The organism is Sphingomonas jinjuensis, from assembly GCF_014197105.1.
Lineage (GTDB): Bacteria > Pseudomonadota > Alphaproteobacteria > Sphingomonadales > Sphingomonadaceae > Sphingomonas > Sphingomonas jinjuensis.
Genome location: NZ_JACIEV010000002.1, coordinates 118,818 through 132,584 on the forward strand (window position 1 = coordinate 118,818; position 13,767 = coordinate 132,584).

The 13,767-nt window shown below is 71.4% G+C and carries 17 protein-coding genes; all 17 read right to left on the bottom strand.

Annotation, left to right across the window (positions count from 1 at the left end; translation table 11 throughout):
• Window positions 1-6: 6 nt before the first annotated feature.
• Window positions 7-345, bottom strand: coding sequence for a hypothetical protein (locus GGQ80_RS03875; protein WP_183982586.1), 339 nt, complete (start codon window positions 343-345; stop codon window positions 7-9).
• Window positions 345-971 (bottom strand): hypothetical protein, encoded by a 627-nt coding sequence (locus tag GGQ80_RS03880; protein ID WP_183982587.1) that lies wholly within the window; start codon window positions 969-971, stop codon window positions 345-347. The genes GGQ80_RS03875 and GGQ80_RS03880 overlap by 1 nt, the downstream gene beginning before the upstream one ends.
• Window positions 972-988: 17 nt before the next feature.
• Window positions 989-1,276 carry a hypothetical protein gene (locus tag GGQ80_RS03885; RefSeq protein ID WP_343050816.1) on the bottom strand — a complete coding sequence of 96 codons (288 nt, stop codon included), beginning with the start codon at window positions 1,274-1,276 and terminating at the stop codon, window positions 989-991.
• Window positions 1,273-1,827, bottom strand: coding sequence for a DUF4376 domain-containing protein (locus tag GGQ80_RS03890; protein WP_183982588.1), 555 nt, complete (start codon window positions 1,825-1,827; stop codon window positions 1,273-1,275). The genes GGQ80_RS03885 and GGQ80_RS03890 overlap by 4 nt, the downstream gene beginning before the upstream one ends.
• On the bottom strand, window positions 1,824-4,331 hold the full coding sequence (locus tag GGQ80_RS03895; protein WP_221364183.1) for a hypothetical protein: 2,508 nt from the start codon (window positions 4,329-4,331) through the stop codon (window positions 1,824-1,826). Before GGQ80_RS03895 ends, GGQ80_RS03890 begins: the two co-directional genes overlap by 4 nt.
• Before the next feature lie 15 nt (window positions 4,332-4,346).
• A complete protein-coding gene (locus GGQ80_RS03900; RefSeq protein WP_183982590.1) occupies window positions 4,347-5,975 on the bottom strand; it encodes a phage tail protein in 1,629 nt (542 codons plus the stop codon).
• A complete protein-coding gene (locus GGQ80_RS03905; protein ID WP_183982591.1) occupies window positions 5,972-6,373 on the bottom strand; it encodes a DUF6950 family protein in 402 nt (133 codons plus the stop codon). Before GGQ80_RS03905 ends, GGQ80_RS03900 begins: the two co-directional genes overlap by 4 nt.
• On the bottom strand, window positions 6,370-6,960 hold the full coding sequence (locus GGQ80_RS03910; protein WP_183982592.1) for a hypothetical protein: 591 nt from the start codon (window positions 6,958-6,960) through the stop codon (window positions 6,370-6,372). Before GGQ80_RS03910 ends, GGQ80_RS03905 begins: the two co-directional genes overlap by 4 nt.
• A complete protein-coding gene (locus tag GGQ80_RS03915; protein ID WP_221364184.1) occupies window positions 6,957-7,577 on the bottom strand; it encodes a hypothetical protein in 621 nt (206 codons plus the stop codon). Before GGQ80_RS03915 ends, GGQ80_RS03910 begins: the two co-directional genes overlap by 4 nt.
• A 17-nt stretch (window positions 7,578-7,594) precedes the next feature.
• Window positions 7,595-10,741, bottom strand: a complete 3,147-nt coding sequence (locus GGQ80_RS18710; protein WP_183982594.1) for a D-alanyl-D-alanine carboxypeptidase family protein — start codon at window positions 10,739-10,741, stop codon at window positions 7,595-7,597.
• A 152-nt stretch (window positions 10,742-10,893) separates the two neighbouring features.
• Window positions 10,894-11,286 carry a hypothetical protein gene (locus tag GGQ80_RS03925; RefSeq protein WP_183982595.1) on the bottom strand — a complete coding sequence of 131 codons (393 nt, stop codon included), beginning with the start codon at window positions 11,284-11,286 and terminating at the stop codon, window positions 10,894-10,896.
• Window positions 11,287-11,288: 2 nt separating this feature from the next.
• Entirely contained in the window at window positions 11,289-11,708 is a 420-nt protein-coding gene (locus tag GGQ80_RS03930) for a phage tail tube protein (RefSeq protein ID WP_183982596.1), read from the bottom strand.
• Between the two features lie 10 nt (window positions 11,709-11,718).
• Window positions 11,719-12,120, bottom strand: coding sequence for a hypothetical protein (locus GGQ80_RS03935; protein ID WP_183982597.1), 402 nt, complete (start codon window positions 12,118-12,120; stop codon window positions 11,719-11,721).
• Window positions 12,117-12,662: a hypothetical protein gene (locus tag GGQ80_RS03940; RefSeq protein ID WP_183982598.1), complete on the bottom strand. Its 546-nt coding sequence runs from the start codon at window positions 12,660-12,662 to the stop codon at window positions 12,117-12,119. The genes GGQ80_RS03935 and GGQ80_RS03940 overlap by 4 nt, the downstream gene beginning before the upstream one ends.
• Window positions 12,659-13,000 carry a phage head closure protein gene (locus GGQ80_RS03945; protein WP_183982599.1) on the bottom strand — a complete coding sequence of 114 codons (342 nt, stop codon included), beginning with the start codon at window positions 12,998-13,000 and terminating at the stop codon, window positions 12,659-12,661. Before GGQ80_RS03945 ends, GGQ80_RS03940 begins: the two co-directional genes overlap by 4 nt.
• Window positions 12,997-13,521 (bottom strand): head-tail connector protein, encoded by a 525-nt coding sequence (locus GGQ80_RS03950; protein ID WP_183982600.1) that lies wholly within the window; start codon window positions 13,519-13,521, stop codon window positions 12,997-12,999. Before GGQ80_RS03950 ends, GGQ80_RS03945 begins: the two co-directional genes overlap by 4 nt.
• Before the next feature lies 1 nt (window position 13,522).
• On the bottom strand, window positions 13,523-13,723 hold the full coding sequence (locus tag GGQ80_RS03955) for a hypothetical protein (protein WP_183982601.1): 201 nt from the start codon (window positions 13,721-13,723) through the stop codon (window positions 13,523-13,525).
• Window positions 13,724-13,767: the final 44 nt, after the last annotated feature.

Genomic DNA, 13,767 nt, shown 5'->3' on the forward strand with positions numbered 1-13,767 from the left:
TGCTCCTCAGGTGTAGGTGACGGTGATGAAGCTGGTGCGCGGGCTGTTTGCGGCGTCGCCAAGCGTCTCGACGACAGCGAACGACTCGAGATAGCCTGGCTGCTTGCCGCTGCCGCTCGGGTTCATCACCATGAGAACGCCGCTCACGTCGTCGATCCGGTAGCTGGTGCTGCTCGATCCCTGCGCGGCGACGCCGCCGGGAGCCGACAGCGTCGATCCCGCGGATCGGTTGAGGATCGTAATGTTGCCGCCCCACGCGACGGGTACGCTCGCGCTACGGGCGAGCGATTGCAGGACGATCGGCACCCGCGCGCCCGCGCCGGCCAGCGCCATCCCCGGCAGCATCAGCCGATCGCCCTGGTCAGGCCAGTGACCTCGATGCGGTCGGTCGCCTTCACGACGAAGTAGAGGCAGTCGCGCGCGCCGGCCGCGCTCGACAGCGTGACGGTGGCGGTGTTGCGCCAGGCGCTGCCGAAGGCGAGCTGGCGACCGCCGGTGGCGTCCTGGACGAGCTCGATGAAGCCCGACTGGCCCGGCTTGGCGCGCGACGGATTGCGGAGCGTGCGGTTGCCGCCCAGCGTCACCACGCCGTTGATCATCGCGCCGAGGTCGACCGCGATCGTCGCCTGGTCGATCAGCGCCACCGGTGCCGCCGCGTCCCACACCGCGGTCGTCGTCAGCGCGCGGCTCGCGGTACCGGCGTGGAACTCGGCCGCCGTGGCGCCGGCGAGCAGCGCCGCCGTCCCCAGCCCCAGCGTCAGACGCAGCGCCGCGGCGTCGCCGATCCGGATCGTCAGCGTGTCACCGGCGCCGTCGACGGCGACGCCGAGGCCGCCCTCCCCGCGCAGCGCCGCGGCGATCGCGTCGCGTGCCTGCTCGTCGGAATAGACGCCGAGCTGCCCGCCCGCGGCGAGGAACGCGTCGAGCTGGCGAATGAGGCGCGCGAGCTTGCGCGAAGGGCTTTCGGCCACGGTGGTTCTCCCGAAGGTCAGGCGGTCGGCGCGCGGCCGGTGCATGCGGTTTCGACGTTGCGCCGGCAGTGACCCGGCGCGGCGCCGAGCAGAACGAACAGCCCGTCGATCGCCCAGGCGACCGGCCCCGCCCACCGCGCGCCGCGCTGCTGCCCGCGGCCGACGTAGCTCGAGATCGTTTCGTCGGCCGACGGCGGCAGCGGCGCGAGGCCAGCTGCGTAGAAGGCGCCGACGACCAGCACCTGCGCCAGCTGGTCGAGCGAAATGAGGATCTGGACGAGGACCTCGCCGACGCGCTCGATCACGCCGGCCACCCGCCGTCGACGTCGATCGCCTCGACCGCATCGACGCTGGTCGCCGCACGTACCGCAGTGACCAGCGCCTTGGCGTGGTTCCTCACGGCATTGATCCGGGCCGCGACCGCGATCCCGACACCCAGCGTGCCGGCCGCATCGAGCACCTCTTCCCTCTCCTCGTCGCCGTCGATGAAGGTGAACGCCTGGCGAAAGCCGGTCGCGTTGAAGCTGATCGACGTGAGCGCCAGGACGTGCGCGGCAATGATCAGCTCGCGCGAGCCGGCGTCGGTCTTCGCGCGTCCGCTCGGCGTGTCGGCGCCGGCCGCCGCGACCGCCGCGCTGCGCTGGTCGATCCGCGCCAGCGCCAGCGCCTGCGCCTCGGTCAGCAGCGCGGCCGGCTGCGGGCCGATGGCCGGGTCACCATCAACGTCAGCGGGCTCGCCGCCGTCGTTGAACAGGATCCGCCAGTCGTTGCCCCAGGGCACGACCGCGACGACGACGCGCGGGGCGGTGAAGGCGTCGGGCGACCAGAAGTCGCCGATCTCGGGCAGGTCGATCATGCTTCCTCCACGCCGAGGAGCGTCGTGCCGGCGGCGATCGTCATGGCGACGGTGCCGACGTTCTCGATCGCGAAGCGCACCACGTTGGTGACCCGGCAAATCCCGCTGGTGATGTAGAGGTCGGTCGCCGAGGGCTGTCGCGCCGGAAAATAGGTGCGGAACGTCATCCCCACCGTCGCGCCCGGGCAGGGCACGTCATGCGGTACCGCCTGGCCGGGCTGGATGACTTCCTGCTGATCGGACACGTAGGTCGCGACGACACCGCGCACCGGCGCGGGCGGATTGAAGTTGCCGGCGCTGGGCGGCTGGCCGTCGGGGAAGCGGTTGCCGCTCTTTTCGCTCCTCGGCGAGATCGTGCCGATCTGGTTGCCCATCGCGGCGAAGGCGGCGACGCGCTGATCGGGATCGCTGACCCGGTTGTCGTTGAGCCGCAGCTCGACGTCGCCCTTGCGCCCGATGACGAGGACGCTCGCCCGCGTCTGGCGCAGGCCGCAGTCGACCAGCTCGTTGCGGCTGAACGAGCAGTCGATCGTCGTGTCGTCGTGGAGTAGCACCGCGCCGGTCTCGAGCCCGCCGCGCAGCCAGCGGTTCTCGTCGATCGTGACGCGCCGGTTGGCGTAGCCCTCGAGGTTGCCGAGCAGGATCGCGTCGACATCCTGGTGCTGGTTGCCCCGGTAATCGAGCCCGCACGCGCCGCGCAGCCGCATCGGCTTGCTGACGCGGCGCAAGTGGTTGTCGCGGACGAGGATGTTGTGGTCGCTCTTTTCCGCGCCGATCGTCGCCGGCGTCACCCCGCCGTTGACGTCGAAGCCGAGCACGCCGTCCTCGATCGTGTTGCCCTGCATCAGCACGTCGAGCCCCGCCGAATAGTGGTCCGGCGGCCCGAGGTTCATCGTCATCGCCGAGCCGGTGAAGTCGCGGAAGCGGTTGAACAGCAGCTTGATTGCCGCCGCCTGGTCGCTGCCGGTCGTGCGTAGCGGCTCGACGTCGATCGGCCCCGGCATCCCGGGCAGCGTCATCCGGAGGAAGGTGCAGAACGCCACCCACATGCCCGCGATGCTCTCCGCCGAGATCGCGTTGCGGTTCTGCTTCAGGATGCCGTCGAACAGGCAGCCGACGACGCGCAGGTCGAAGTTCTGCGCCGTGTCGGTGGGCTTGAAGCCGTGCGCGTCGTAGATCGCGTCGCCCTGCCAGCCGTAGAAGCCGCAGTGGTCGAAGGTGAGCCCGGTCACCCCGGCGAAGGCGACCAGGTGGTTGTTTTCGGCGAAGCCAAGCGCCTCGACCGCACCGTAAAAGCCGACCCGCCGCGCGCCGATGTTGGTGAGGTTGTCCTTGGGATCGCCCGACAGGCTGTTGGCCATCAACGCGTAGCCGAGGCCGCGGTTGTAGATCCGGCTGACGCGTGGCCCGTCGCCCTCCAGGAACGTGTCGCTGCGCACGTTGCCGCGCGACGAGATCAGCGCATCGAAGCCGCCGGCCGCCGCCTCGGGGTTGGTCCAGGCGTTGCAAGCGAGGAGATAGTCGCCGCTCTTGTCGAGCCCGCCGAGCCGCGTCCCCGGCAGCCGGATGCGCCGGTAACCATCGTCCATCAGCGAGGCGAGCGCGTTGTTGTGGTCGTCGTCGTTCGACTGGCGCGCATCGTCGAGCGCGATCCCCTCGCGCAGCTTCTGCCGCGCGCTCTTGCCTATCGAAAAGAACAGCCGGTCGAGCCCCGTCGCGGGGTCGGCGCCGACCAGCTTGAAGCTGTGGACGGTCAGCACGTCGCCGGCGTCGGCGCCGACGGTGAGGACGATCGGCGCGGCGCCGCCGGGCGCGCTGAAGTCGATCGGGACCAGGCCCTGACCGTTCAATTCGATGACCGCAGCGTCGTCGTACGCGAAGCCGAACTGGCTGAAGTCGCCAACCGCGGGAAAGCGCGTCTGGCCCTGCGTCGCGGTGATGTCGATCCGGCCGGGGGGCGCCGCGTCCTGGCCACGCGGTCCGGCGCCCGGGCCGATCTGCACCGCCAGCGTTGCCGCGCCGATCTGGAACGTCGCCACCGCCGTGCCGAAGTCCGGCCTCGGCCGCGGCATCCCGCCGACGTCGCCACCTGCCGGTGCGCCGCCGGCGCCGGTCACCGCGGCGAGCACCCAGAACTCGCCCTCGAGCCATACCGCCTTTTCGCCGCCGACCGGCGTCACCTGAAGATCATAGGCGAGGACCGCGTCGCCGCCGATCTCCGCCGGTGCGCCGAGCCCGCGCATCGTCGCCTCGAGGACGCGGATCTGGACCGTCGTGCGAAAGCGCCTGCCCTCCGTCTCGACGCGCAGGATCGTGATCCCCTCGAGCGCGGCGCTGCCCACGGCCTGCAGATCGACTAGCGGCGCACCCGGGGCGCCCGGCGTCGCGCGCACCTGGAGCCGCATCGCCGCCCCGCTCAAGTCGGTCGGCCCGGTGAAGACGATCGTCTTCACCAGGTCCTGATAGCGCCGCCCGCCGAGCGGGAGACGCGCCACCTGGTCCATCGATGTGCTCCGGTTTTAGGGCTGCTGCTCTTCGAGCGCGTGGACGCGCTGGCGCAGGTCGTTGATCTCGGCGGCGTTGCCCTGGCTCGAGGCGCGCGAAGCGAAGGTGTCGAGGTAGGCGTCGTCGGGCGCCGCCTGCTGGACGACGACGGCGCCGTCGGTGCCCTCGTCGCCCGGGTTCCACGCGTAGACCTCGGGCGCGACCTGGCGGAGCGTGAAGGCGGTCTGCCACGACGCGTCGCCCTGGTACGCCTCGATCCGGAAGATCAGCCGCTGCCCCCGCGTTCGGCGCGCCGACGTGTAGGCGATCCAGTCGCCCTCCTCGAGTTCGCAGAACCGCGGCCCCAGCGAGAAGCCGCCGGTCGCGGTCAGCCGCCCCAGCCGCCGCGCGATCTCGGCGCAACGCTGCGCCTGGGTGCCGCTGGTCACGTAGTCGAGCGCCAGCTTGCGTTCGCGCGGGCGCCCATCCTCCAGGATGTCGGCGTGGACCCGGCGCACCGGCGCCGCGTGCTTCTTCCACTGCTGGGCCGGCTCGACGTAGGTGCCGACGACGGTGTTGCACCACTCCTCGTCCGATTCCGACCGGTAGAGGCTAAACGTCACCTTCTTGCCGACGAGGATGTCGTCGTCGGTGATCTCGGCGACGACCGCGCGCGCCTGGCCTGGCTCGATCTCGACCGAGCCCTCGGGCTGGGTGATGATGCCGCCGCACGCCGCGGCGAATTTCAGCTCGACGTCGACCGCGGCCTCGTCGCTGGCGATCGCCGCCGCGACCCGGTAGCGGCGCTCGCTCCCGCCCAGCTTCAGCGCGACCAGCTCGTCGCACAGGTTCGCCGGCGCGGCGACACGCTCGGGCGGTGCCTCGGCCGGGTTCAGCCCACGGCCGACGAGCAGCTGCTCGGGCCGGTCGACCTGGTCGCGCGCGAAGATCCCGCGCACCCAATTGTAGCGGCACACCGCGAGGTTGTCGGTCCAGGTCCAGGTCGCGGGATTGGCCCAGCGCTGCGGCCCCGCGCCGCCGGCGACGGTGTCGTCGAGCCGCGGGTCGTAACAGCGCTTGCCCTTCACCCGCCACTGGAACGACGGGCGCCCGCCCGGCCACACCGGATGCTCCGCCTCGGGATCGTCGGCCTTGTAGGCGACGACGACGTAGGCGACGCCGGCCAGGCGATCGGCCGCCGACCAGCTGCCGTGCGCGACCAGCGTCGGATCCGCCGCGGCGTTGGCGCTGCCGTCGTACCAGCGCACGACCAGCTGGCCGTTGTAGCCCGCGACCGGGCCGTTGCCGGCGAAGGGCACGTAGACGTCGCCGAGGTAGAAACCGACCAGCGCCTCGCAGCGGTGGTCGGCGATCGCGATCGGCAGGACTTCCCAGTCGGTGCCGAACTCGCCGCCGTAGTTGAACCCGTCGAGCAGCGAGCCGCCGACGACGACGTCGCCGAACACCGCCATCCGCGGCTGCTCGCCGAGCTGGAGGTTGGCCGACGACACCTGCCGGTCCTGCTTGGGACCGGTGCCGACGATCAGCTCGGTCGCCGCCGACAGCGTCAGCGACGCGCCGGCCGAGACCAGGAACGGGCTGCCGGTGACGGCGCCGGCGATGATCAGCGCGACGCCGATGACGCCGCGAACGACGGCGCTCATCCCGGCAGGATCGACCAGGCGGCGATCGCGGCGGATCGCGGCAGGCGCTTGAGGCCTCGCGGCCCCGGGCCGACCAGCGTCGCGCCCTCGACCAGCATCAGGCTGACGCCGAAGCGCGCGTCGGCGATGCCGGCAACGTCGCCGCGCGCCGCCAGCGCCGGCGCGATCCGCCGCAGCCGCTCGTCGAGCGCCCGCTCGAGCCCGCCGAGCCGGCCGATCACCACCGCCGCCTCGCGCTCGCTCGCCCAGGCGACCCCCGGCAGCGCGTCGCGCCCGGTCTGCGCGGCGATCGCCGCCAGCACCAGCCCGACGCAGTCGTTGGCGTCCCGCCCCCAGGCGAACGGCACCGCCAGCCGCGCGGCGAGCAGCCGGCCGAGTGCGTCGAGGTCGCGGATCACGACTGCAGCGCCGCGGTCGCCGTCGCGGGCGGCTTGCCGCCCCAGTAAAGCATCTTCTGGCCGGCGTAGGACACGTGCTTCATCCCCCCGTCGGACGGATCGATCAGCCGCTGGTCGGCGTCGCTGCGCTGGCGCGCGCCCCTGCGGCGAAGTCCGCGCGCGGCGCCCTCGATCATCGCTTTGATGACGGCGACGCCGCCGACTTCCTCTTCGGTCACCAGCTGGTCGAGCCGGCCGCGGCGGTGGACGTGGACGTCGAGCAGCCTGGTGCCCGAACCGTCGAAGATCAGCCGGCGCAGCACCACCGCGGCGTCGATCACCTCGTCGGCGTCGAGCAGCGGCAGCAGCGCCGGGTCGACGCCCGACAGCTCGAGCGTGTAGTTCTGCGCAGCGGCGCCGAGCCCCGCGCCGTAGAATTGCGCCTGGCCGCGATCGCCGACGCCGAGGTATTCGTGGCCGTCGATCGCGATCGGCCACGGCCCGCCCCAGACGCGCACCGCCGGCGTGCCGAGGATCTCGACCGCGCCGACGCAGATCGCCGTCCCCGCCTCGATCGCGGCCATCGCCGCGTCGCTGTAGCTCTTCACGCGATCACGTCCTGGATCGCGACGATCGTGCTGCCGCTGGCGTAGACGCCGATCGCCGAACCGGCGAGCTTGGTCTCGCCCGGCACCAGCCGCATCAGGCAGCCCGCGCGGGTGAGCGACACCGCGGCGCCATGCGGCACGATCGGCGGCACCGGCGGCTCCACGGCGAATTGGGCCGATCCGCCGACGCCTGCCTGGACCGTTTCCACCGCCCGCGTCAGCGCCAGGTGGCCTTCCCAGGCGAAACCGACGTAGTCGCCCATCGACACGATCTGCCCGGGCACCAGCCCGCCGAGCGTCAGCAGCGCGAGGCCCTCGCCGGTCACCGCCTGCGCCCAGCTCCCGGGGCGGGGATGGAACGGCCGGCCGCCGCGGTGAGCGAGCGGTAGCTGGCGATCGATGTCGAACGCGACGAACGGCCGCTGCGGCCCGCGCTGAACATCGAGGAAGGCGCGCCACTGCGCCGCTGCCTCCATTCGCATCGCGCTCAACGTGATCCGCATCGCCCAGCGCGGCAGGCCGGCCGAAATCGCGCCGAGCCGGCCACCGGCTTCGGGCGAGAGGTAATCGGTGCGATCGGGATCGAATTGAAGCCCGCTCGCTCCCACGGTCGGCATGATCCGGGGAAAGATAATCATGACGCAAGGTACATCCGGCTCTGCGCGTCCTGGACGGTCGAGACGATCGTCGCCGGCAGCGTCGCCTTCAGCTCCGCGATCGACGCGGCCAGCCGCGCCACCGCCGCCATGTCCGCCCCGCGCGCGTCGATCGAGACGCTGACCGGCGCCGACACCCCGCCGGCGCGCTGCAGGCGATCGGCGGGCGGAATGTCGCGCCAGGCGATCCGGCGACCGCCGACCAGCCCGCCGTCGGCAAACGTGGGCAGTCGGCCGGCGTTGATCGCCTCGACCAGCTCGGGGTGCCGCTGGTACGCCGCCGCGTTGATGACGAACTCGCCCGCCGACAGCCTGGCGAGCACCCGATCCTCGCGCGGACCGCCGGGACCCTCCACGCGGCCACCGCTGGCGTAGGCGACGCGCGCCCCGCCCTTCATCAGCTCGCGATAGGCCTCGGCAACGGTGCGGTTGGGGTTCGGATCGACCAGCGACGACTGGCGACCACCGCCGATCGCGCTGAAGATCGCACCGAAGTCACCGCCGCCGCTGCTGGCGCCAAGCGAGAACCCGCCACCGCCGCCGCCCGTGAACGCGCCGATCACCGACAGGATCAGCTTCTGCGCGGCGATCCGCGCGAGGTCCGCCAGGATCGACGCCGCCATCTTCTCGAAGGCGTCCGCGACGTTCTCGGTGCCCGACAGGACCCCGGTCAGGCCGTCCTCGACCGACTGCAGGCCATTCGCCGCGACGCCCTCGAGCGCCTGGTTCATGTCGCCGACGTTCTTCTGCAGCTGCTGCTGGTACTGGCCGACCGGCCCGGCGAACTGGCGATCGAGCTGCTGGCGCCGCAGCGGCCCCTCGGCGTCGATCTGGCGCAGCTGCGCGCGGCCCTCGCGCTGGTCGTCGGGATCCTCGGAGTCGATCAGGCGCTGCGCCCGCTTGCGCGCGAGCGCCTCGTCGTTTTCGAGCAGGCGCAGCGCGATCGCGCGCCGCCCGCGGTTGGTGGTCTCGAGGTCCGCCTGCAGCTGGAGCAGCGACGCCGACCGGTCGAGTTCGGCGCGTTGCTGCTGCAGCTGGCGGTCGAGCAGCTGCTGGCGCTCGCGCGAGCGCACCTCGGTGGTCTTCAGCGCGGCGTTGGTCGCGTTGACGATCTTGACCGCGTCGGCCTGCGCCTGCGTCCACCGGCGCTGTTCGACGCCCGCGTCGACCGCGCTGTCGAGGCGCTGGCGCTCGACCTCGATCGCGGCGACGTCGAGATCCGCCGCCTCGGCGATGCCGTCGACCTGGTTGCGCTTCAGCCGCAGCGTCTCCTCGTTGGCGCGCGCGAGCAGCTGGTCGTAGGCCTCGGCGTCGCGGGCGCGCTTGTCCGCGGCCGACTGTTCCTGCTTGGCGATCGTGCTCGCCGACGGCCCGGCCTTGCCGAAACCGACGTGGAAGACGCGCTGCGCCGGCTCGTCGAGCAGCTGGCGGATCACGACGCCCTGCCGCCGGAATGCCCGCTTGATCGAATCCTGAGAGATCCCGGGCCCGTAGGCGATGTCGATCGCCTGGCCGCGCTCGTGATCGCTGGTACCGGGTTTCGCAACGGGCCCATCATGCCGGCCAGCAAGTTTGTCGGCATAGATCTGCGCCTGCGTCTCGGTCGAGCGCAGGCCACTGGTGACCCGGCCGCCGATGCTGCGCGCGATCGCCGTCGCCTCGGTCACGGTCACCTCGCGGCCGATCTGGTCGTTGTTGGGGGTGCGGTGGGCCTCGGAGCGACGCTTGTGCTCGGTGGCTAGCGCAGCGTCGCGCTGGGCGTAGATCACCTTCAGCTGACCATCGAGAGCCTCAGCGCTGAGCTTTTCGGCCTTGGCGCGTTCCGTTGCTGCGCGCGCAAGCGTGTCATAACCCCGCTGGATCTTCTCGCTGGGCGACATCTTCGCGACAGCGGCGACCTGATCCAACTGGCTCTGATTAAGTTGGGCATTAGCCGCTGCGATGTCGGCATCAACACGAGCGAGATACTGACGCCGGTTCGCGATCAAGCCAGGCTGGGTTTGTAGCCGGAATTGGAGATTGGGATCACCGCCCCGACCGCTTTTCGCGGCCGCCTGATTTCTCGCCTGTTGCTCCTCGAGCCCCGCCAACTCTGCCGATCGAGCGGCGCGCGCAGCCGTCAAAACCTTGAGCTGAGCCCTTGCGGCAAGTTCTGCCTTCTCAGCTACCGTACGATAGGCGTCCCCCTGGTCTTTCAGCGCCTTCTCGTTGTCGCGTAGCGCAGCTTCGACACCGGTGAGGGTGCGAGCGAACGCCTCTTTGGCCCTGGACGCATTGTCGGTCTCCGCCGCGTCCTTCGTCAGCTTGTCGACGCCATCGCTGAGGGCGTTGTTGCCCTCGATCAGCTTCGCGACAAACGGGACCGCTACAACCACAGCGGCAGTCAGGGCGGCACCCCACGGTCCGCCCAAAGAGGCGAGAACCCCTTTTCCCTCCTGCCCCATGAGGCTCAGCGCCTGGATCACCTGGCCCGATTGCTGCGCGAAGATCTGCATCGGCGGGGTGCCGCTGGAGAACTGGGTCGCAACGTCGTTCATTTGAAAACCGAGCTGCTGGAACGCAACACGCTGCTGACCGGTGATGACGGTCTGCTTGCCCTGGACGACGCCCATCGACCTCAGCTCGCCTTGCACGTTGCCGAGTACCGCAGCCTGCTGGCGCAGCGCGGTCGCGTGGTGCTCGGCCGCCTGGGCGTTCGCCTCCGCGGCGACCGCGAGAACGCGCTCGGCGACACCAGCCTCGCCGGCACGCTGCGACACCGTCGCCGCCGCGGTCGCCACCTGGCGCAGCGCGACCGCCTGGCGCTCGGCGATTGCCGCCTGCTCGGCGGCCTGGCCGGCGTTGAGCACCTGCAGCGCCGCGCCTTTCGTCGGGGCGGACAGCACCGCCTGGGCGTTGGCGCGGATCGCGTCGAAGGTCTTGCGGTACGTCGCCTCGATCTGGCGCGCCGACGCCGGCGCGTTCGAGCCCAGGTCGCCGAACGCGCGCTCGACCTCGGCCTTCACGTCGCCGGCGGCGGCGCCCAGCTCGAGGAGCGCGGAACGCCCCGCCTTGGTGGCGAGCTTCAGCCCGTCGGCGTTGCCGGAAACCTGAAGATAGAGGTCGCGCGTGATGCGTGCTGCCACTCGCCCCTCCTATCGCTGCCGCTTGTTCGCCGCTTCGCGCGCCTCGACCAGCGCCCAGATCTCGTGCGACGTCGCCGTCCAATATTGCTCGGCGGTCCACCCGAAGGCGTCCATCATGACGCCCATTTCGCGGCGCCAGCGCGACGCCTCGTCTACGCTGCCGCCGCCTTCGCTTCCCCCGACGCGGTGCGCCCGCCCGTCGCCGCGTCCATCAGGCACAAGGTCAGCGCGGCGTGCGCGCCCGACAGGCCTTCCTCGAAGATCAGCTCCTCGATCCGGTCGGCGTTTACCGATCGGGTCAGCTCGTCCCCGGCGCCGGCGCGGATCAGCTCGGCGCCGATGATGCCGAGCTGCTCGAGCGTCAGCCCGCCGACGTTGCCCGCCTGGATCAGCGCGAGAGTCGTGGCGCCGGTCTTCTTCTCGATCGTGCGCAGCGCGGCGCGCGACGGGCGCAGCCGGTAGGTGACGCCCGCCAGCTCGAGGTCGTGCTCGCCGCGATCGGCGATCGCCGCCGGCTGGTCCGCCGGCGCGGGTCCCGTCTCCACCGTCAGCCCAGCGTGTCGGTGGTGGCCGGGCCGGCCGCGGCGAGGTCGAAGCTGTACGGCACCGGGCCGTCCTGGCCGAAGGTGCCCTTCCAGTTACCCGCGGTGACCGGGCCGTTGTAGCGCGCGGTCGATCCCTTCGCCGCCTTGGCGAGGATGACGCCGCCGGTCTTGATCGCGTTGTAGACCGCGGTGAGGCCGGCGTCGGGCAGCTTGACGTTGCCGCTGACCGCCAGGGTGACGACGCCGGGGGTGAAGACCTTGGCGGGGCCGTCCTTGTCGGAGATGTCGGTGTCGCTGCTCGCGCGCGCGAAGTCGAACGACTTCTCGCCGGCGATCGTCAGCCAGGTCGTGCCGTTGTCGACGCTGACGGAGATGCGGGTGTCCTTGCCGAACTCGGGCGTCGGCGGGGGATTGCTGGCCATGGGGATCCTTTCAGGAGGGATAGGCGAAGAGGTCGAAGGCGATCAGCCCGGCAAAGGTCACGCCGTCGGCCGCGGCCGTGCTCGCTGCCGAGGACTGCCAGGTGACGCGGTAGGCGGCGCCGTCGATGAGAACGGTCTGGCCGTGGGCGGCGACGCGGACGAGGTGCATTCGCGCGAGCAGGTCGCGGCGGTTGCCCTGGTGGATGGCGTGGACGTCGACGCTGGCGCGATCGAGCTGGCCCTCGTCGTCGACGCGCTCGACGTCGATGTCGCCGATCAGGAAGAACGGCGCCGGCGTGTCCTGCGGGATCGTCGCGTAGACCAGCTCGCGCTGGTCGGGCGGCAGCCGGTCCTGGAGCAGCGCGACGATCGCATCCTGCGCGCCGGTCAGCGTGTCGACGATGACGGTCACGCTGGCCCTCCCGCCCGCGCGAAGGTCCGCGCCCAATATTCAGCGATCTGTCCTTCGGCGTTGGCGGCGAAACCGGCACCGGGCGCATCGATGAAGGGCACGCCGGCGCGCACGCGAACCTTCATCGTGTAGGCTTTGCCGGCGAGGACGGTCGAGCGGCGCATGCCGTTCTTGTTGTTGCCCGACAGGCGCCGTTGCTTGATCCGCCGGGTGACGAGCACCGTCTGCGCCTTGCGGCCGAAATAGACGATGCGGCCGTAAAACGGCCCACCCGCCCTGGCCTTCACCGCGCGACCGTTGAACCGGGACGCATCGCGCCCGCCGGCGAGGAGGCCGATCCTGATCTTCAGCCGCTCGATCAGCAGCCGGATCGACAGGTCGCCGGCGAGTTCGCCGGTGTCCTTCGGCGTCGCCGCCCGCTGCGCGGCAAGCCCCTCGCGCCCGATGATCGCCAGCTCGACGCCCAGCTCGTCGCGCGCCGCCTCGTCGAGCCGGCCGAGCAGCCCGAGGCTTTGCGACAGGCCCTCGAGCGGCTCGGTCATCGCGGCGCCTTCGTGCCCTGGTCGTCGGCGACGATCAGCAGCTCGCGCCGCGTGCCGAACGGATCGTCGATCGAGCGAATGTCGAACAGCCGATCGCCGTGCCGCAGCCGGCACGGCGCATCGATGTCGTCGCGGTGCCACATCCGGACCCGCACCACGGTGACGCCCTCGAGCACCTTGTTCATGACCGATTCCCGCCCGCCGAGCCCGGTCACTTCGGCCCAGGGTCGCGCGATCTCGGTCCATTGCTCGGTGAAGCCGCCCTTGCCGTCCTTCACCTTGGTCGCCCGCAGCGCGACGAGCTGGTGGCGCAGGTCGGGCTGGCTGAGCGGCTTCACGCGACCAGCCGGTAGTTGACGACCAGCGGCTCGATGTCCGCGGGCTTGTTTTCGAACCGGCCGCGGGCGATCGCGAAGATCGCGTGGCGCAAATTGGCCGGCACGTCGGCCGCGCTCGCGCCGAAGCCGACGACGAGGTTGACCGCGATCCGCGACGCACTCGGCGGCCAGCCCGCCGATCGCGTGGCGATCCCGCGCGATAGCCCGGCGCCGGTCAGCTCGACCAGGCTCGCAATGTCCTGGTCGACCCCGGAGGCGTTGCGGAACGTCAGCGCCGCGATCGACTGGACCGGGGCGACGTCGAGCCGCTCGAGGTCGGTGAAGTCGTCGGCCTGGATCCGCACCGTCTGCGTGATCAGGCGAAGCCCGGTCGTCGCCTCGACGTCCTCGCGCGAGGCGGCGGCGATCAGCTCCAGCTCGTAATCGAGCGCGTTGGTGTCGAGCCGCAGGAAGTTGCGCAGCCGCTCGGCGGTGATCGGCTCCGCCGCGGGCGGCACGATCGTGGTCGCGGCCGTCAGCATCTCAGGCAGCGGGCCGCGCGGGCTTGGGCTTGACGACCTTCGGCGCCGGCGGTGCCGGCTGCTCGTCGACCGCCTCGGCAAACGTCGCCTCGACCAACCGCTCGGCTTCCGCGGCATCGACGTCGACGCCGACCTCGAGCAGCTGGCCGCGCACGCGCGAGGTGGCCGGGCCTTCCTGCCCGACCAGCATCCGGATCTTCATGGGGTGATCTCCTCAGCAAGCGCCAGCCACGGCTGGTGCTGGCG

Excerpts from the sequence above, each read along its gene's own strand:
- GGQ80_RS03875 (WP_183982586.1), bottom strand. The coding sequence starts at position 345 with ATGCTGCCGGGGATGGCGCTGGCCGGCGCGGGCGCGCGGGTGCCGATC.
- GGQ80_RS03890 (WP_183982588.1), bottom strand. The coding sequence starts at position 1,827 with ATGATCGACCTGCCCGAGATCGGCGACTTCTGGTCGCCCGACGCCTTC.
- GGQ80_RS03895 (WP_221364183.1), bottom strand. The coding sequence starts at position 4,331 with ATGGACCAGGTGGCGCGTCTCCCGCTCGGCGGGCGGCGCTATCAGGAC.
- GGQ80_RS03900 (WP_183982590.1), bottom strand. The coding sequence starts at position 5,975 with ATGAGCGCCGTCGTTCGCGGCGTCATCGGCGTCGCGCTGATCATCGCC.
- GGQ80_RS03915 (WP_221364184.1), bottom strand. The coding sequence starts at position 7,577 with ATGCCGACCGTGGGAGCGAGCGGGCTTCAATTCGATCCCGATCGCACC.
- GGQ80_RS03930 (WP_183982596.1), bottom strand. The coding sequence starts at position 11,708 with ATGGCCAGCAATCCCCCGCCGACGCCCGAGTTCGGCAAGGACACCCGC.
- GGQ80_RS03940 (WP_183982598.1), bottom strand. The coding sequence starts at position 12,662 with ATGACCGAGCCGCTCGAGGGCCTGTCGCAAAGCCTCGGGCTGCTCGGC.
- GGQ80_RS03950 (WP_183982600.1), bottom strand. The coding sequence starts at position 13,521 with ATGCTGACGGCCGCGACCACGATCGTGCCGCCCGCGGCGGAGCCGATC.
- GGQ80_RS03955 (WP_183982601.1), bottom strand. The coding sequence starts at position 13,723 with ATGAAGATCCGGATGCTGGTCGGGCAGGAAGGCCCGGCCACCTCGCGC.